General features: G+C 42.7%; 17 protein-coding genes. 4 read left to right on the top strand and 13 right to left on the bottom strand.

What is annotated here, in order from left to right; translation table 11 throughout:
- Positions 1–8: 8 nt before the first annotated feature.
- The 11 genes from BUB93_RS02670 to deoC all read right to left on the bottom strand — a co-directional run bounded on the left by BUB93_RS02670 (position 9) and on the right by deoC (position 12,302).
- Entirely contained in the window at positions 9–1,313 is a 1,305-nt protein-coding gene (locus tag BUB93_RS02670; protein WP_073269524.1) for a RuBisCO large subunit C-terminal-like domain-containing protein, read from the bottom strand.
- Positions 1,314–1,501: 188 nt separating this feature from the next.
- Complete coding sequence (carB, locus tag BUB93_RS02665) at positions 1,502–4,717, bottom strand: carbamoyl-phosphate synthase large subunit (protein WP_073269523.1); 3,216 nt, start codon at positions 4,715–4,717, stop codon at positions 1,502–1,504.
- Positions 4,710–5,777: a carbamoyl phosphate synthase small subunit gene (locus BUB93_RS02660; protein ID WP_073269522.1), complete on the bottom strand. Its 1,068-nt coding sequence runs from the start codon at positions 5,775–5,777 to the stop codon at positions 4,710–4,712. Before BUB93_RS02660 ends, carB begins: the two co-directional genes overlap by 8 nt.
- 12 nt (positions 5,778–5,789) lie before the next feature.
- Complete coding sequence (pyrE, locus tag BUB93_RS02655) at positions 5,790–6,362, bottom strand: orotate phosphoribosyltransferase (protein WP_073269521.1); 573 nt, start codon at positions 6,360–6,362, stop codon at positions 5,790–5,792.
- A 37-nt stretch (positions 6,363–6,399) separates the two neighbouring features.
- Positions 6,400–7,302, bottom strand: coding sequence for a dihydroorotate dehydrogenase (locus BUB93_RS02650; protein ID WP_073269520.1), 903 nt, complete (start codon positions 7,300–7,302; stop codon positions 6,400–6,402).
- Positions 7,295–7,996 carry a dihydroorotate dehydrogenase electron transfer subunit gene (locus BUB93_RS02645; protein WP_242945304.1) on the bottom strand — a complete coding sequence of 234 codons (702 nt, stop codon included), beginning with the start codon at positions 7,994–7,996 and terminating at the stop codon, positions 7,295–7,297. Before BUB93_RS02645 ends, BUB93_RS02650 begins: the two co-directional genes overlap by 8 nt.
- Complete coding sequence (gene pyrF, locus BUB93_RS02640; protein WP_073269518.1) at positions 7,993–8,847, bottom strand: orotidine-5'-phosphate decarboxylase; 855 nt, start codon at positions 8,845–8,847, stop codon at positions 7,993–7,995. The genes BUB93_RS02645 and pyrF overlap by 4 nt, the downstream gene beginning before the upstream one ends.
- Positions 8,834–9,985 carry a dihydroorotase gene (locus tag BUB93_RS02635; RefSeq protein WP_073269517.1) on the bottom strand — a complete coding sequence of 384 codons (1,152 nt, stop codon included), beginning with the start codon at positions 9,983–9,985 and terminating at the stop codon, positions 8,834–8,836. The genes pyrF and BUB93_RS02635 overlap by 14 nt, the downstream gene beginning before the upstream one ends.
- A gap of 8 nt (positions 9,986–9,993) precedes the next feature.
- Positions 9,994–10,416 carry an aspartate carbamoyltransferase regulatory subunit gene (locus BUB93_RS02630; protein ID WP_073269516.1) on the bottom strand — a complete coding sequence of 141 codons (423 nt, stop codon included), beginning with the start codon at positions 10,414–10,416 and terminating at the stop codon, positions 9,994–9,996.
- A 2-nt stretch (positions 10,417–10,418) separates the two neighbouring features.
- A complete protein-coding gene (gene pyrB, locus BUB93_RS02625) occupies positions 10,419–11,339 on the bottom strand; it encodes an aspartate carbamoyltransferase (RefSeq protein ID WP_073269515.1) in 921 nt (306 codons plus the stop codon).
- Positions 11,340–11,567: 228 nt separating this feature from the next.
- Positions 11,568–12,302 carry a deoxyribose-phosphate aldolase gene (gene deoC / locus BUB93_RS02620; RefSeq protein ID WP_242945298.1) on the bottom strand — a complete coding sequence of 245 codons (735 nt, stop codon included), beginning with the start codon at positions 12,300–12,302 and terminating at the stop codon, positions 11,568–11,570.
- Between the two features lie 196 nt (positions 12,303–12,498).
- Between deoC and BUB93_RS02615 the strand changes: the two genes are divergently transcribed.
- Positions 12,499–12,822, top strand: a complete 324-nt coding sequence (locus tag BUB93_RS02615) for a hypothetical protein (RefSeq protein ID WP_073269513.1) — start codon at positions 12,499–12,501, stop codon at positions 12,820–12,822.
- A 548-nt stretch (positions 12,823–13,370) separates the two neighbouring features.
- On the top strand, positions 13,371–13,658 hold the full coding sequence (locus tag BUB93_RS02610; RefSeq protein WP_073269512.1) for a hypothetical protein: 288 nt from the start codon (positions 13,371–13,373) through the stop codon (positions 13,656–13,658).
- 42 nt (positions 13,659–13,700) lie between these two features.
- Here BUB93_RS02610 and amrA read toward each other — a convergent pair whose 3' ends face one another.
- Positions 13,701–15,137 (bottom strand): AmmeMemoRadiSam system protein A, encoded by a 1,437-nt coding sequence (gene amrA, locus BUB93_RS02605; RefSeq protein ID WP_073269511.1) that lies wholly within the window; start codon positions 15,135–15,137, stop codon positions 13,701–13,703.
- A gap of 22 nt (positions 15,138–15,159) precedes the next feature.
- Positions 15,160–16,005 (bottom strand): AmmeMemoRadiSam system radical SAM enzyme, encoded by an 846-nt coding sequence (gene amrS, locus BUB93_RS02600; RefSeq protein WP_242945294.1) that lies wholly within the window; start codon positions 16,003–16,005, stop codon positions 15,160–15,162.
- Positions 16,006–16,153: 148 nt separating this feature from the next.
- Here amrS and BUB93_RS02595 point away from each other — a divergent pair, with 148 nt between their 5' ends.
- Both BUB93_RS02595 and BUB93_RS02590 read left to right on the top strand, forming a co-directional pair.
- Positions 16,154–16,441 carry an ArsR/SmtB family transcription factor gene (locus BUB93_RS02595; RefSeq protein ID WP_200789379.1) on the top strand — a complete coding sequence of 96 codons (288 nt, stop codon included), beginning with the start codon at positions 16,154–16,156 and terminating at the stop codon, positions 16,439–16,441.
- 15 nt (positions 16,442–16,456) lie between these two features.
- On the top strand, positions 16,457–18,955 hold the full coding sequence (locus tag BUB93_RS02590; protein ID WP_073269509.1) for a CoA-disulfide reductase: 2,499 nt from the start codon (positions 16,457–16,459) through the stop codon (positions 18,953–18,955).
- Positions 18,956–19,028 lie beyond the last annotated feature (73 nt).

Raw genomic sequence — 19,028 nt, 5'->3', positions numbered from 1 at the left:
CTCATTTTTTATTTTTTTAAATCAAAATATTCAGATACGTCTTCCTTGCCCCATGAATCCACAATAGCAGCAAGCTCCTTATGTTCCTTAGCATATTCTCCCAAGCTGACTCCCTGCATCGTCGCTTCTATTGCTTGTCTCATAGATTTAGCACCTGCCGTGGCGCCCATGGGATGACCGTGGATTGCCCCGCCTGCTGCCAAACAAATATCAGTCCCCAGCTCCTTCATAGTTTGTGGAACTGCTCCCTGGGTCATGCCTCCTGATAAAAGCGGCAACATAGGCTTGATTCCAAACAGCTCTTGTCTGGCCATTAAAACCTGCTGCTGACACTTGCTTTTTACAACAGGGAACTTGCCGTATGGACTTGTGATAATCTGCATATCGGCACCGCACATCCTAGCCAGTTTTCCTACCAAGAGAGGTGAGCTTATCCCCTGATAAGGAGATCCGAATGTTGTTCCCGAGAAATCGATATGAGCCATAATAGGAACATTTATGTTGGGATCCTCTGCAATCATTTTTGCTGCTGAAAATCCTATTGTATAGAAGTTCATCATCAGCGCATTGGCCCCTGCGTCAATCGCTCTGTACGCATTGTCTTTCAGCTTGCTTATGTCATCTGTAATATTTGGAGTGTATAACGTTTTTTCACCGGTTTCTTCGTCTGCGCTTTTAATAGCCGCCATTATGGCTTTTACTCTGTCTTCCAAGGGACAGTATGCAGGGTTTCCCGGTAAAAGCTCATCGTCTTTGATGAAGTCTCCGCCTCCAAGAGCGACCTCGTATGCCATATTCGCTCCTTCTTCAGGAGTCCAGCCTATGTCGGGCTTTATCATATTGTTTACAAATGGTCTTTCTTTTACTCCCAGCAAATCCCTGATTCCTTCTATTCCGAACTTCGGTCCTTTGAAGCCCTTTATCCAAGATTCGGGGAAAGCTATGTCCATAAGTTTTAAATATGGAATCTGAGCAATGTTTCCTATAACCGAAGACAAAAGCATCGGTATCTGAGGATCAAAATTTATAGAAGGAAAAGCTATCTGCACTACGTACTTTCTGTTTACCTCTTCCTTTGGCACGATAAACTCATAATCCGGCAAAGCATAAACGGCAACTACCTTTCCGGTATGCTTCCGTCTTATCTTCTCATGCTCTCCCGGCACTGCCGTCCAGGTGCTGGTGGTCTGCTCCTCGGCTATGGCCACAACGTACTTTAATATGTCTGATGAATCAGTCTCAATATAATATGTCGCTATTATGTCGTCTTTTGCCATACTTACTTCCGGAAATCCAAAGCTTAGATCATTCATACTTTTACCTCCCAGTTAATGGTTTGACTAGACATGTTCACCTTAATATTAACCCTCTTCTAAAGTATTTTCAATATTGAATATATTTTCAATAGAACAAAAGCTCCTCTTTTCACTTTCTTGATTACAAGAAAATTGCATTAAAACAAACCAGAGCCTGCTATAGGCCCTGGTCTATATAATATCTTTTACTTCCCGTATTCTGACAGCTCGTATACGTCGGTCTTGTTTTCTGAAATCTTTTCGTGGAGTATATCTATCATCGCTCCAGCCTTGTCCAGATTTGTCATAAGCTCCACTGATGATTCTATGGCTGTCCTTCTTATTGCAAAGCCGTCTCTTTTAGAGTCGTTGCCTTTTGTAGGAGTATTGAACACCATATCGATGCCCTGCTCTCTTATTACGTCTATTATTGTAGGGTAGCCTTCCTCGATCTTATTGATTCTTGAAGCCTTTATTCCCATTTCGTCCAGTCTCTTTGCCGTGTTTTCAGTGGCATAGAATTCATATCCCATTTCCGCCATCTTTTTCGCAAGAGGCATGAACTCTTCCTTGTCTTTGGGTCTTACTGTTGCGACGACCTTTCTCTTTCTTGAAGACATGTCAACTCCCGCTGCAATGAGGCCTTTGTACAGAGCCTCTTTAAAGTTTTCTCCAACACCCAGAACCTCTCCGGTGGATCTCATCTCAGGACCCAAGCTGGCCTCTACCTTCGGCAGCTTCTCCGTTGAAAATACCGGAACCTTCACGCATGTAAGCTTAGCTTCAGGATAAACATCTCTTCCGTATTCCATATCTTTTAGCTTTTCGCCCATCATAACCTTGGTTGCTATATCGATGACAGGAACTCCCGTTACCTTGCTGATATAAGGAACGGTACGGCTTGATCTTGGGTTTACCTCTATTATGTAAAGCTCTCCGCTGTTTTCAATAAACTGTATGTTGACCATCCCTTTTACCCTTAATGCTACAGCCATCTTTTTAGTGTAGTCCAAAATCTTTTCCTTTATGGAATCGCTGATGTTTACAGGTGGATATATGCTGATGCTGTCTCCGGAGTGTATTCCAGCTCGCTCAAGGTGCTCCATTATGCCTGGGATAAGGATATCCTCTCCGTCGCATATGGCATCTACCTCTATTTCCATCCCCTCGATGTACTTATCTATCAAAACAGGGTTTTTCCCGTCCTTTTCAAATGCGTCCTTGAGGTAAAATTCAAGCTCACTGTCATCGTAGCATATCTCCATGCCCTGTCCCCCGAGAACATATGAAGGCCTTACCAAAACCGGGTATCCTAGCTGGCTTGACCACTTCATGCCCTCTTCCATGTTCCAGACGCCCTTGCCCTTGGGACGGTCTATGTTTAGCTTTTCAAGTATCTCTTCAAACTTTTCTCGATCTTCCGATTCGTCGATGGAATCCGGATCTGTCCCCAGTATAGGCACGTTCATCTCCTTAAAGAATCTCGCAAGCTTGATGGCCGTCTGACCTCCAAACTGCAAGATCACCCCATCAGGCTTTTCCTTTTCGATGATGTTGTAGGTATCCTCCTCAGTCAAAGGCTCAAAGTAGAGCTTATCCGAAATATTAAAATCTGTACTTACCGTTTCAGGGTTGTTGTTTACTATGATCGTCTCTATGCCCATATCCCTCAAAGCTTTAACGCAGTGAACGCTGCAGTAGTCAAACTCTATGCCCTGGCCTATCCTTATAGGACCCGAACCTATTACCATGACTTTTTTGCCGCTGTTGCATACTACTTCGTCTTCCTTGTCATATGTAGAATAGTAATAGGGCGTAAGTGCCTCGAACTCTCCTGCACAGGTATCCACCATTTTGTATGAGGCTATGATGTCCCACATTCTTCTAAGCTCGTATATGTGGTTCGGCTCGGTCTTAAGCAGATCCGCCAACCCCTTGTCCGAAAACCCTTTTTGCTTTAACATGGTCAGCTTCTCTTTGGTGAGCTGGTCTACATTCATTAGTTTAAGCTTTTCCTCTTGATCGACGATCCACTTTATTTTGTCCAGGAAGAATATGTCGATTCCCGTATCCTTTGAAAGCTTGTGCATGTCGTATCCCCATCTTAGCATCTCTGCCAGATAGAACATCCTCTCGTCGTTTGGATACAGCACTTTTTCCTTAAGCTCTGCCAGGGTAAGCTCTTTTGCGCCTTTATGGTCTAAAGCGTACTTTTTTATTTCAAGAGATCTAAGCCCCTTTAAGAACGCGCTTTCAAAGTTGTTTCCTATAGCCATGACTTCACCTGTAGCCATCATCTTAGTTCCCAATTTTCTGTCAGCTCCGTAGAACTTGTCGAAAGGCCACTTTGGTATCTTGATTACAACGTAGTCAAGGCTTGGCTCAAAGCAAGCGTAGGTCTTTTTTGTAACTGCATTTTTTATCTCATCCAAGCCGTATCCAAGAGCTATCTTTGCAGCTACTTTGGCAATTGGGTATCCTGTCGCCTTTGAAGCTAGCGCCGAAGAACGGCTAACCCTTGGGTTTATTTCAATTACAGCGTACTTGAAGCTATGAGGATCTAGCGCTAGCTGAACGTTGCAGCCCCCTTCTATGCCTACCGCTTCAAGGATATCAAGAGATGCCTTCCTTAGCATCTGATATTCCTTGTCACTTAGAGTCTGGCTGGGAGCCACTACTATGCTGTCTCCAGTGTGTATTCCTACAGGATCTATATTCTCCATATTACATACGGTAATACAGTTGCCCTTGGAGTCCCTCATTACTTCATATTCTATTTCCTTCCAACCCTTGATACTCTTCTCTATAAGCACTTGGCTTACTCGGCTCAGCTGAAGGCCTCTGGATGCAATGGCAACAAGCTCTTCTTCCGTTTCTGCAATCCCACCACCTGCGCCTCCAAGGGTGTATGCCGGCCTTACCACTACAGGGTATCCCAGGTCAAGAGCGTAGCTTTTAGCCTCCTCGAGGCTGACTACAGTCTTGCTTTCTATAACCGGCTGGTTTATTTCATCCATCAAGGCTCTAAACTCTTCCCTGTCTTCGCCTTTTTTGATTGATTCTATGGAAGTTCCTATTACCTTTACGTTGTATTTTTCCAGTATCTTCTTGTCGAAAAGCTCTATTGCCATGTTAAGGCCTGTTTGGCCCCCCATACCTGCCAGAAGGCTGTCAGGACGTTCCCTTGCTATTATCTTTTCAACGTACTCCAAGGTTATCGGTTCGATATACACCTTGTCCGCCACTTCTCTGTCAGTCATTATGGTAGCCGGGTTTGAGTTGATAAGGACTACCTCTACCCCTTCCTCTTTTAGGCTTTGACATGCCTGGGCTCCGGAATAGTCAAACTCTGCCGCCTGGCCGATTACAATGGGCCCCGAACCTATGACCAGTACTTTCTTTACATCTTCTCTTTTAGGCATTGTGACCCACCTCCTCCAATACTTCTATGAAATGCTCAAATATATAATCAGAATCCGATGGTCCCGGTGAAGCCTCCGGGTGAAACTGTACGCTCATCACCGGTTTATCCTTGTGTCTTAGCCCCTCTATGCTCTCATCATTCATGCTCACGTGAGTAACTTCCATGCTCTCAGGCACCTTTGTCACCACATAACCGTGATTTTGACTAGTTATATACACCCTGTCCTGTTTAATGTCTTTAACCGGGTGGTTGCATCCCCTGTGACCGAATTTAAGTTTTTTTGTCTCTCCTCCAAGGGCTAACGCTATCAGCTGATGCCCCAGGCAGATTCCGATAGTAGGCTTTTTATCTACAAGCACCTTTACATTTTCTATAATATCCATATAATCCTTTGGATCTCCAGGTCCGTTTGACAAGAACACCCCGTCAGGATTTACCCCAAGCACTTCTTCCCAGCTTGCAGTGGCGGGGAAAACCGTTACTTTACAGTTTTTTTCCTTGAAAGACTCAATAATATTATTCTTGATTCCAAAGTCCATCACGGCAACGTGCTTTCCTGTTCCTTCTACTATATAGCTTTCCTTTGTTGTTACTTTATAGACAGCTTTTGAATTGTCATATGCTCCAAGTTTTTTCCTAAGCTCTGTAGCTGTTAGCATCCTAGTTGTTATTACGCCCTTCATGGTCCCTTTTTCTCTAATTGTCTTTGTCAGTGCTCTGGTATCAATTCCCTCCAACCCTGTGACTCCGCTGTATTTAAGGTAGCTGTCCAAGTCCATCTCGCACCTGAAGTTGCTTGGGCTTTTGGATCTTTCCCTTACGATCAGCGCTCTTATTTTTGGACCGTCTGATTCAAAGTCTTCCAAGTTGATTCCGTAGTTGCCGATCAGTGGATAGGTCATGGTGACGATTTGACCGTAATATGATGGGTCTGTCATAAGCTCCTGATAACCTGTCATCCCTGTATTGAAGACGACCTCCCCAGAAATCTCCTGTATCTTTCCAAAAGCAGTTCCTTCAAATATCATGCCGTTTTCTAATTGCAAATATGCTCTCATTTTACCCTCCAATTACATGTTTCCCCTGCTGCCAGGCTTTACCACAGGCTCTCCTGCTTTGCAGGCAGGACAGTCTGAAGCGTCAAATGTTTCTATGTTAAGCTTGACGGCGCTAAAAACAGGCATTCCCACTTCAACGCCTTCAGGCCTTCTGTCTGCTATACATGCGACTCCCACCACTTCGGCGCCAAGGGCTTCTAATACCTCTTTGGTCTCTATAGTGGATTTTCCCGTGGTGACTACGTCTTCTGCGATTATGACTTTTTCGCCTTTTATAATTTCAAAGCCTCTTCTTAGCTCCATTTGCCCGTCTTTTCTTTCGGTAAATACCGCTTCCTTTCCTAGCTGTCTTCCCAGCTCGTAGGATACGATTACTCCTCCCATCGCCGGACCTACCACCTTTTCTATTCCAAGACCTTTAATCTTATCTACTACAGGCTCTAGGACCTTGGCTGCCTTGTCCGGAAACCTTAGCACCTTTGCACACTGAACGTAGCCTTTGCTGTGCTTTCCCGATGACAGAAGGAAGTGACCCTCCAAAAACGCTTCTGTTTCCTTTAATATATCTATTATCTGTTTATCCATTTCCACTACCTCCAGTTTTATGTTATGGCTTTTTTATCTATATAATGCCTCTTATCTCTGATATGTTCTTAAGTCCATTGTCCTCACAGTACTTCTCAAGGCCTTCTACTATCTCTTTGCCCAGATTTGGATTCGGAAAGTTCCCGGTGCCTATCTGAATAGCTGTGGCTCCTGCCATAATAAATTCTACAGCATCCTGCCAGGAGCTTATGCCCCCAAGACCTACTACCGGTATGGATACAGCTTTTGCTGTCTGATGCACCATCCGAAGAGCGATAGGCTTTATTGCAGGACCTGAAAGTCCCGCATACATGTTGCTGAACACGGCCCTTTTGTTTCTAATGTCTATAGCCATGCCCTGAAAGGTATTTACCAAGGACACTGCATCAGCCCCGTTTTCCTGACATGAAATTGCAATGTCAGACACGCTTGGAGCGTTTGGAGAAAGCTTGACCATTACCGGGTGCTTGCTTATTTTTTTTATTTCCCGGGTAATAAATCCTGCGCTATCGCACTGCATCCCAAAGGCCATGCCCCCAGCCTTTACATTTGGGCAAGATATGTTAAGCTCGATGAAATCTATGGGATATCCATTAAGAATGCTTGCGCCTTCCAGATATTCTTCCAGATTGTCTCCACCCAAGTTTACGATAAGCATGGAATCTATAGCCTTCATCTTCGAAATGCTGTTTTCTACAAAAGCTTTTACACCAGGATTCTCAAGACCGATGCTGTTTAAAAGACCACTTGGTGTTTCCCAAAGCCTGATCCCATTGTTTCCCGGTTTAGGATTAAGGGTAAGCCCCTTTGAAGATATTCCTCCTAAGACAGAAGGATCATAGTAATCCTTGTAATCTTCTCCGTATCCGTATGTTCCTGATGCAGCTATCACCGGGTTTTTCATTTCATAATCAACCAGTTTAGTAACGAGTCTACTCAAAGAATACTTCACCTCCCTCAAATACCGGACCTTCCTTGCAAGTCCTCTTGTTTCCACCTTCAGTCTTGCATGTGCACCCTAAGCAAGCTCCGACGCCACAGGCCATTCTCTTTTCCATGGAAACGTAAACCTTTGATTCGTAAGGCTTAGATCTTTCAAAGGCTGCCTTCATCATTATCTCCGGTCCGCACGTAAGTATGGTCCCAGCATTTTCATAATCCACGAAATCCGTTATATATCCGCCGTAGCGTACTATTACTTCGGCATCTAAGCTTTCAAATTCTTTTGCAGCGTCACTTTTATTTTCAAACCCCAGATATAGCTTGATATTTTTATTTGGGTCTCTTTTTTTAAGCTCCTTGGCCGTATGATATAGGGGGGCAGTTCCTATTCCGCCACCTATCAAAGTGACAGTATCCTCCTTGATGTCCGGAAATCCGTTCCCGTATGGACCGTGAAGAACAACCTCCATGCCCTTTGTCATCTTAGACAAGATCTCTGTTCCTTCTCCCACGACCCTGTACAAAAAGCTCGTTGTCATGCCGTCCCAGTCAAAAATGCTGATTGGTCTTGAAAGAAGAGGGTACTTATCCCATCCCCTGACCATATAGAACTGTCCAGGGCTTGATTTTTTTGTACAATCCGTTTTCATGAGATACATTCCGTCTCCCAAGTTTTTATTTTCGATAATCACAGCCAACGGGTTATATCCCCCTTCATAGCCAAAGCGGCATTTCTAATATGTTGTGCATAATCCGTATCTTCTGTCTTGTTCTTGTGAGCAGTTATCAGCCCCCTAGAAGAATTTACTACCGCACAGGCACTTTCCTTTAAAATCCTGGCAAGGTCTTTTCCCGTTCCTCCCTGGGCGCCGTATCCAGGCACTAGAAAAAACATGTTCGGATATGTTTTTGACAGCATATAAAACTCATCAGGGTAGGTTAATCCCACGACAGATCCTATGGAGCTAAATCCGCTTTCTCCTATAAATCCTTCTCCCCATTTTTTTATAAGATCTCCCATGTGAAGGTAAACTTTTTGTCCACCTGCTTCTACATCTTGAAGATCCACTGCGCTTTTGTTTGAGGTCCTCAATAGCACGAAGAGTCCTTTCCCTTTTTCTTTAAGGTATGGATAAAATGGCGATATGGCGTCTTCTCCCATATATCCGTTTACCGTAATTATATCAGCTTCGAAATCTCCTTGAAAATGTCCCGTGGCGTACTTTTCTCCCGTTGCTGCGATGTCCCCTCTTTTTATGTCCCCTATTGAAATAGATCCGCTTTCCCTTATATAATCCATGGTCTTTGCATAAGCCTTCATGCCTTCCAGCCCAAGGGCCTCATAGTATGCTATTTGAACCTTGTAGCATGATACGATGTCTTTTGTATGATCTACTATGTCTTTATTAAACTTAAATATCTTATCTGCAACCCCTTCGCCAAGATCGCTTATGCACTTTGGCAAGTAGCTTTCATCTGTATCAAGGCCCAGGCAGACCGGACTTTTACCCTTTGCTTCGTTGTAAAGATTATCTATTATCATATTTGATTTCTCCCCTTTTTATAGTCATAAGGATTTTCCCCTTTACCTTTCGCCCTGCAAAGGGAGTGTTTTTCCCCTTTGACAAAAAGCTTGCCGGGTTGATTTCGTATTCTTCTTTCAAATCTGCCAGTACCAGGTTCGCTTCCATCCCAGGCTTTATCTTGCCCATGTTAAGTCCCAACATCTTTGCAGGCTTTTCACTTAACATTTCGCTTAACTTCGATATATCTATGCCATTTTTTTCAAATACCGTGTGATAAGCTGAAAATGCGTATTCAATATTTGATATCCCTGGCATTCCTTTTTCCTTATCCTCAAAGCTGTGGGGGGCATGATCAGTTGCGCAAACGTCTATCTTCCCTGATTTAATTCCCTCCAGCAAGGCCTCTACGTCCTTTTCCGAGGCAAAAGGCGGGGCCACCTTGTAGTCTAATCCATAATCGAAAATATGGTGCGGCGTTACCTCACAGGTTATGTTTATCCCTTCATCTTTGGCCTTTGCTATTGCATCTAGCGTGGACTTTAGGCTTATATGGCATATATGCAGGTTCCCCCCCACTTTCTTAGCAGTTTCAACATATTTTTCAACCATTTCCGTCTCCGGCTCGCAGTGGCAGGAAAGTATGAAGTCCAGATCCTTTGAATTAACAAGAGCTTTTTTCATCGCCTCTTCATCTCCCATGTTCTTTCCGTCATTGGAAAACATCTTGGTAAGGGGTCTTATTTTTTCAAAGTTTACAAATGAGGTCTCATCATCTTCAAAGCCCTTTGTTACTGCGCTTACCTGAGTGAGATCGCAAAGATTCAGCTTTTCGGATCTTTGCATTATTGTTGCTATCTTTTGTTCATCGTCCATTACTGGATTTGTATTGGCCATTGCGCATAAATGGACAAATCCACCTTTTAGAGCGGCGCTCATTCCAGTCTGAAGGTCTTCCTTGTATTCATATCCCGGCTCTCTTAGATGAGCATGCATGTCTATAAAAGCAGGCATCAGCGTCATGCCCCGACCATCAATGATATCTTCTCCTAAATCCATCATTTTTTCCGTCACCTCTTTAATGGTGCCGCCCTCTATTACCACGCTTCCTTTTAAAGCTTTTTCGCAGTCGACTAAGGTTACATTTGTTATTATCATATTTCCTCCTAAAGTGATGTATGGGAATCACAGTATTCGCATCTGTAAGTTCTTTTTTTCGGGTCAGCCAAAATAAAATCTATGTCTCTTACCTTTTCGTACTGGGTTATGCACCTGGGATTTTTACATTTAAGAATTCCTGTAACCCTTTGGGGCAGTTTAAGCTTTATCTTGTCTACCCGCTCTCCGTTTTCTATAATATTGATGGTTATATACGGGTCTATCAGGCCCAATACCGTAAGATCAAGGGGAATGTCTGTTTCTATCTTAATTAGATCTTTCTTTCCCATCTTATTGCTTGGTATATTTCTCAGGAGCACCACTACGTCTTCTATTTCATCTAGCTTAAGCTGTGAAAATATCTTGTAGCCTTGTCCTTGGCTTATGTGGTCTAAAACGATGCCTTTTTTAATCTTGGATACATTTATCATGCTCATACCTCCAACTCCAAAAGCTTCATTATCAGTGCCATTCGCACGAACATTCCAAACCTGGCCTGTTCAAAATAAACCGCCCTTGGATCATCATCCACTTCATCAGATATTTCATTTACCCTTGGCAATGGGTGCATTATTATCATATCCTCTTTTGCATTTTGCAGCTTCAGATTATCTAAAATATAGTAGTCTTTTAGCCTCTCGTATTCTTCTTCACTTACGAACCTTTCTCTTTGTACCCTGGACATGTAGAGAATGTCAGCCTGATCTATCACCATTTCTAAGTTGTCCGTTTGAGTATATGCCGTATCGTGAAGTTCATCCAAAATATAAGCCGGCATTTTAAGCTCATCTGGAGAAATAAAGATGAACTTTACATTTTCGTACCTGCTCATAGCCTTGACCAGAGAGTGTATTGTTCTACCGAATTTAAGGTCGCCACAGACCGCAATCACGTGGTTGTCAAAATGTTTTTTGTAGTGCCTTATAGTCAATAGATCCGTAAGAGTTTGGGTGGGGTGCTGATGGCCTCCGTCCCCTGCGTTTATAACCGGCATTTGGGGAGAATGCTTTGAAGCCAGCTTTGCCGTCCCTTCCCTGGGGTGCCTTATTACCGCTATGTCTGCATAACAGCCTACAGTCCTAATGGTATCTGCAAGAGTCTCTCCCTTTGAAGTTGAGGATGCGCTTGGGTCGTCAAAGCCTATGACTTGGCCGCCAAGCCTTAGCATCGCCGCTTCAAAACTAAACCTGGTTCTTGTCGATGGCTCAAAAAAAAGACTGGCCAATAATTTTCCTCTGCAAACATCCAAGTAATTCTTAGGGCTTGCAATTATATTATCTGCCAGTCTGAAAAGTTCATCCAGTTCCTCTATGGTAAAGTCTCTCGGTTCGATCAAGTGTTTAGTCTTATTCATGGGTTCAACTCCGTTCGTTTTATTTCGAAAAAAAACCTTCCCAAAAACATGAGAAGGCATAATAAACACGAATACATCTTGGTCTTAAGACATATGCTTTAAGTTCAATGGATTTATGCATACCTTCCTAGTATCTCGTACTAAGTTAAAAGTAGTTTTTTTATTATTACCATGATACAGGACGCCAAGGCCTTTGTCAATGAAAATCAAAAGACATTATCTGTCAAATCAATACCTGTCAGTCTTATTTATTCCCTCAAGGCTGTCGCTGATTTTAACCCCTGCCCGTTCATAGGCTTCTTGAAGTATCGACACTGCGCTTCTTACTCCTATACCAAACCTGTCGCATCCGGCATTTTTCATCTCAAGCAGCGTATCTAAATCTCTTACTCCACCGGCAGCTTTAATGAATGCGCCATCTCCTATGATTTCCTTGATTATCTTTATCGTATCCACTGTAGTCGGCTTAGGACCCCATCCCGTTCCCGTCTTGACGTAGGCAACTCCTGCCTTTACCGCTATTTCGCTGGCCTTTTTAATTTCATCATCAGTGAGGTAGCATATCTCTATTATGCTTTTTACCGGGACTTCACCTGCCGCATCCACAACTGCCTTTATGTCTTCTTCGACCAATTTATAGCCTCCCGATTTAAAGGCGCTTACGTTCATCACCATGTCAAGCTCCTTGCACCCAAGGCCTATCATTTCCTTTGCAGTTGCAATTTTTATAGCTGTCGTCTCTGCTCCCGCCGGAAAAGAAACGACTCCGGTCACTACCGCATCCGAAACGTCTGCAAGGCGGTCTATGGTGTATTTTGTTATCCATGGCATTGGGCTTGCGCAAATGCAGTCGTATTTTATGACTATATCTATCATCTTGTCAACTTCTTCCATGGTAACATCCGTTCTGACAGCGCTAACATCCATCATCCTGCCTATCTTTGTCAAATCGATTCCCTTCATTATATAACATCCTCTCTAATTATTATTACTCCCAAGTTTAAAGGTAATTACCTTTACTTCACTCTAACACAGCACAGAGATATTGTGAATACATTTAATTGATTTTAACTCAAAAAGATAATAATGTTTGCATTTTTATTCGAAGCGGAACTTTTTACCCCTTTCTTCGTCTAACCAATTATAGGAGGTGTCATTTATGAAAAGCAAGTACCTTATAATCGCAGTATTTGTGCTGATTTCTGTGGTCATAATCTCTTCATGCGGCGGAACGTCAGATGAGGAAAGAAATATAATCGAAGGAATCGTATTGGAAGCTGGGGAAAATAATTTTATATTGGAAACTGAAGAAAATGATCTGTATTCCGTATTCATCAGCGAGGACACCCAGTTTGGCGAAGGGGTTTCTAGAAATATAGAAACAGGTAATGCTGTGTCACTTCGACATGACGGCAAAGTGGCCGAGTCTTGGCCAATGCAGATTAGGGCCGTTGAGATATTAAAAAATCAAAAAATAAAATAAGAGACTAAGCGGGCAACCCAATCTCTTATTTTATCTTTTGGTATAAAGCATTTGTTTAGCAGTATTATAAAGGGGGATAATCTTTATAATAACTGTATTATAGAACAAAAATCTTAAATAAACCTTAAGTGTAAATGCCTCTTCAGAATCTTTTTCTTGTTTTTTATAACTTGCTTCATTTTTACTTTACTTAATTGTTATTTTATGTTATGTTTATTATTGTTAAGTTTTTGTCAATGCTCTCTGCTATTAATGACCTGAGTTGATGCTGTACTTTAAGAGGACTCTCTGTCCGGAATTTATCCAGGGATTATTACACTATTGACACGCTATCCTAGCAAAATTGTCGATATTGATGACATCATCTTCAACGTAGCCGGAATGATTGCAGCTTATTTATTGATGAACACACTAGATAAAGTAAAATTGCATCAACGACTCGAACAAACACCCCAGCAATTTCAACTATACTGATCTAGTTATTTTTTTCTTTACTTAATTGTTATTTTATGTTATATTTACATTTATCAAGCTAAGGTGGTGTTTGCATGTTTAATGTTACAGGTTATGCCAAAGTTTACGACTTGGACAGAAACGAGAAGTTTATTAAATGTAATCTGTCCACTGCAAAGAAAAACAAGCACGGAGAGTACGAGTACATGCACTGGAGAGGCCGAATCGTAGGAAGCGCAGTTGATAAAATGAAAGAAATCAACGAAGGTGATCTTATTAAGATAGAAAATGCCATAGCCGAAAATTATTACGTAAAGGAAAAGCAGCGTGCTTTTACCTCAATCGTTATCTTCGACTTGGAAAAACACAAGAAAAAAAGTTAAAGTGAAATCACCCGAAATAGCAAATGCCATTTCGGGTGATTTTCATTTTTCAGCTTCGTGGCGAATTACCTTAAACCTGTACAGTTCATAATCTTCATAAGTCTGTATGCCCGCCTTATGCATCGCTATGTCGATCTGCTCCTCTACTGTATCCACTCCATCAAGATTTGGAAGCAAAAGGCCCTTTCGATAGCCGCTTTTGACGATGACTCCGTAAAGCTTGGGATCTAGCTTCTCCTTTCCCGACACTTTTTCAGGCTCCGTCAGTATGTCCACCTTAACTTCAATTTCCCTTAACTCCTGTGGCTCTACAGCCGGGAATCTTGGGTCAAAGGAACAAGCTTCCACCGCATTTCTTATGATTTCCTTGGCTGTATATTGGGTAATTGGGGAAATCGTTCCAATGCATCCTCTTAGCTGGCCGTCTTTGTGTAGCGAGACAAAGACTCCCGCTCTTTTGCTTTCTACTTCATTAATGAATTTTTTATCCTGAATTCCTTTTTTGTATTCTTCCCACCTAAGCTGAACTCCTGTTTTCACCCATGTATTCATGCTTTTTCTCGCAAGGCGGATGTAGTCATCCTCATTTTCAGTTATATCCGGAGTGCTTTTGTCCGCTCCATTGACCAGCGTTTCCCAAAGTGAAGCTTCTTCCCCCTCTAAAACACTTATTTCAGCCGTCATATACCCTACTCCAAAGGGCCCTTCATAGCTGTGTACAACTGGATTTGTAATTAATCCATCAACGCTGCCCAAGGCCATTATCATTGACCTGAGACCACACTGCCCTGCCGGCTCATAAAGGTGAGGCTTCATGTTGACTATATCCCCGTATCTTTTTGCATTTAGGCTTTCAACCAAAATCTGATCAAATATGGGCCCTTCTTCTGCAAAGCTGTAAGGACCTGAGTCCTTCAGACAATGAGACAGGTCTCCGCTTGCAAGAATCAGTGTGGTAAGCCCGCTTTTTTTTGCAGCCTCCCCTAGGTGCATTCCAAACCTGTAGGATTCCTTTAAGTCCAGCATCCCCGGTGTTATGTGCAGGATTTCATAGTCGGTATATCTCTTCTCTATGAAATAAAGCGGTACGATAGCTCCATGGTCCAGCTTAATGTGCGTTCTATAATGAAGAGCATCTGAATCGTTCATAAAGATGTAAGATAGATCTGAGCTTAAAAGCTCGTCTTTTAAAACTGCTAAAAATTTAGTGCTGGTGTTCTTGCCGATCTTATAGTCGTAGTACCCAAAGTCAGAAAGATCTCCTTCGATATAGTCTTTATCCAAAATACACACCCCGTCTGTAAATGAGTTCCCATGGGGGGTAATCACTACGATCACCTCCGGCTTTATTTTGCCAACAAACTCCCCGGTTTTATTAAGCCCCTTTATGGTATTGAAAGCTCTCTGTTCCTCTCCCCTGCCAATCTGAGGTATCAATATTGGAGGGTGTGGAGATACTACTATTCCCTTGACGCTCATTTTTTATCCTCCTAAGCTTATATTAAATGTTTCCAAGGTAAACGAAATCTAAATATTTTTTTGCTATTATCTCCGCCTCGTGCAAAAGACTTGCTTTAGTCCCTGGCTCATGGTATTTATACATGGGAAAGTACCTGCTTAAATGGACGGGAATTTGAGAATCCACCGAGGCCACCCATTTAAACATTGCTTCCAGGTCATCGAGGTTGTCATTAATATCTGTTACCATGAGTGAAGTTATCTCCACATGAGATGACGCTGCCGCTTTCTTAATCGTGGTTTTCACCTCATCCAAGCCTCCTCCGCAGTATCTTTTGTGTTGTTGAGAGTTATACGTCTTTAAGTCTATGTTAAAAGCATCGATATATGGCAAAAGCAGATCCAGGGGCGCTTCGTTTATGTATCCGTTTGTCACCATTATGTTCTTTATGCCTTTAGATTTTGCAAGCTTTGCAGTCTCGTATACAAACTCGTAGTATACCGTGGGCTCGTTGTAAGTGTATGAAATTGACGGATACTTCTTTGTCAAAGCTATATCCACAATCTCCTGGGGAGTCATGTCCGCGGTCTGTGGAGTTCCCATGGAGATGTTATAATTTTGACACCAAGGGCATTTCATGTTGCACCCAAAACTGCCTATTGAAAGTGTATAGGTAAGCTGCATAAATCTTCTTAGAGGTTTCTTTTCTATGGGATCAAGGTTCAATGCGCTTATTTTTCCGTAGTTTAAGCTAATCAGTTTTCCTCCTACGTTCTTTCTGACCCTGCACACCCCGGCTTTCCCTTCACCCATTACACAGTTATGAGGACACAAGTTGCATTCTAGTTTTCCCCCACCAAGTGTTTTGTAAAACATGCACTCCTTCAAATGCTTCACCTCCAAAATAGAGCTTTCACCCTATTTATTATCATGTTTTCTTATTCATAAACATTTTATAAATTTTTTTTAAAAGTGTTTGACAATAACATCACAATATCATATTATTGTGATATAGTGATAAATGGATGGTGATAAAATGTCAACAAATAAAGTCGATGCAGAACTGGAGCAAAAGGCCGATATTTTAAAGGCTATCGGTCATCCTGTGCGCCTTTGCATAGTCAAGAACCTGCTAAACGGCGGGGAGCGAAACGTATCCGAAATGCAGGACTGTCTCTGCATCCCCCAGTCCACGGTGTCCCAGCATCTTAACAAGCTGAAGCAGGCTGGAATAATCCGTGGTGTCCGCAACAAAAACGAAATACAATATGCATTGATAAACGAAGATGTGAAGAAAATTTTAACGATACTTTTCAATTTATAATAGGAGGTTTTTAAAATGTCAAACAAAGTACTTATAATCGGAGGAGTCGCCGGAGGCGCAAGCGCAGCAGCCCGACTAAGAAGAGTCGATGAAGATGCTGAGATAATAATGTTCGAAAGAGGCGAGTATATCTCTTTTGCAAATTGCGGACTGCCATATTACATAGGAAACGTAATAGATGACAGAAGCAAGCTCTTGCTCCAAACACCAGAGGCCTTCAATGCCAGGTTCAATGTGGACGTCAGAGTTCAAAATGAGGTAACTGCAATTAATGTGACTGATAAAACCGTCACAGTAAAAAATCATGTCAAGGGCGAGACCTACGAAGAGTCTTACGACAAGCTTGTGATATCTACCGGTTCTTCACCACTTAGACCGCCCATACCGGGAATAGATGCGAAAAACATATTTACTATCTGGAACATCCCGGACACTGACGGGATAAAAAATTATATCGAGAGCCACCAAGTAAAGAAAGCTGCAGTTATCGGGGGCGGTTTCATCGGCGTAGAAATGGCGGAGAATCTTCACGAGCTTGGAATCGAAGTATCCATAATCGAAATGGCCAATCAGGTAATGGCTCCTGTGGACTTCGACATGGCCCAGTACCTTCACAAGCACATCGAAAGCAAGGATGTTGACCTTGTATTGGAAGACGGAGTAAAAGAATTTATATCTGACGGCAAAAAAACTACTGTAGTGACAAATACGGGTAAACACATTGAAGCAGATTTGATTATTCTATCTATTGGCGTGAGGCCAAACAGCCAACTTGCAAAGGATGCCGGCCTTAAGCTAAATGACAGAGGTGGAATCGTGGTAGACGATAGCCTTCTGACATCTGATCCTCACATTTACGCAGTAGGAGATGTAATTGAAGTCGAGGATTACATTAACAAGGTCCCTACTATGGTTCCTCTTGCAGGTCCTGCCAACAAGCAGGGAAGAATGGTTGCCAACAACATAGTGGGCGCAAAAGAAAAATACAACGGCACTCAAGGAACATCAGTGGCAAAGGTGTTCGATCTTACTGTTGCAAATACAGGGGCAAATGAAAAGACGCTCAATAGACTGGGCAAAGTCTACGGCAAAGATTACCTAACAATCCAAATTCACCCCAACAATCACGCAGGCTATTATCCGGGACCTCAGCAAATGCATTTCAAGCTGATATTTGAAATCCCTTCGGGTAAAGTCCTTGGAGCACAGATAGTAGGAGGAGAAGGAAGCGATAAAAGAGTCGACGTGGTAGCCGCTTCAATCAGATTCGGGGCTACTGTCTATGACTTAAAAGAACTGGAACTAGCCTATGCCCCACCTTTTTCCTCTGGAAAGGACCCTGTAAATATGGCCGGCTTTACCGCCTGCAACATACTTGATGGAGATCAGGAAATAATCAGAAGCGAAGATCTTGATTCCCTGGATCCTGAAAAAAACCTTATTCTTGACGTTAGAACTTCCGTCGAGAAGACACTCGGCTATATTCCAGGCTCAATCAATATACCCATTGACGAACTTAGGGATAGAATAAGCGAGTTAGATAAAAACAAAACCATCATAGTCTCCTGCGCTGTTGGCGTCAGAGCTTGGATAGCCGTAAGGATACTGACACAAAAAGGCTTTAAAGCCAAGAATCTGACTGGTGGATTCACCGCATATTCAGCTCTTTACTACAACGACCCAGAAAAAATCGCCTATAGTGATGAATCAATGGATGTCGAGGATGAGGATCCTCTTTCGGGAAACCATCCGAGACAAAAGGTGACCTTGGACTGCACAGGACTTCAGTGTCCGGGACCGATAATGCAGGTTTACAATACGATGAAACATATAAGCGAAGGGGACACCGTTGAGATAACAGCTACGGACATGGGCTTTGCAGCGGACATCGGCTCCTGGTGCCAAAGGACAAACAATACTCTCTTAAAGGAAGAGTTTGACGGAAAAGTCACAAAAGTTTGCATCATGAAGGGAACACACACAGAAGATGTAGGTAGCGCCAACGAATTTTGCACCCAAGGTTCTTCGTCTTTTAATAAAGAACACAACGACAAGACGATGATTGTATTCAGTGGAGATCTGGACAAGGCTTTAGCTTCTTTTATCATAGCAAACGGAGCCGCGGCGATGGGACGAAAAGTAACCATGTTCTTTACCTTTTGGGGACTCAACATCCTAAGAAAAGAGGACTCTCCCAGGGTTGAAAAATCCATTATCGAGAAAATGTTCGGATGGATGATGCCCAAGGGAAGCAAGAAACTCACGCTTTCCAAGATGAATATGGGAGGTATGGGGACAAAGATGATGCGAATGGTCATGAAGGACAAGAACGTATCTTCATTGGAAGAATTGATAGGCCATGCTATGGCTAATGGCGTGGAAATGGTGGCATGCACCATGTCTATGGACGTCATGGGCATCAAGGAGGAAGAGCTCATAGATGGAGTCAAACTGGCAGGAGTTGCAAATATGCTTGCTGCCGCTGAAGAATCTGACACAAATTTATTTATATAGTATAATGGCATTAAGGACCGGACAGCCGGCCTTAATGCTATTTTTTATTATGATGAAAGAGGAGGTATGTCTG

Origin of the sequence: Alkalibacter saccharofermentans DSM 14828, assembly GCF_900128885.1 — a bacterium.
Taxonomy (GTDB): domain Bacteria; phylum Bacillota; class Clostridia; order Eubacteriales; family Alkalibacteraceae; genus Alkalibacter; species Alkalibacter saccharofermentans.
Note: the sequence above shows the minus strand (reverse complement) of the source record. Positions and strands in the feature narration are given on the sequence as shown.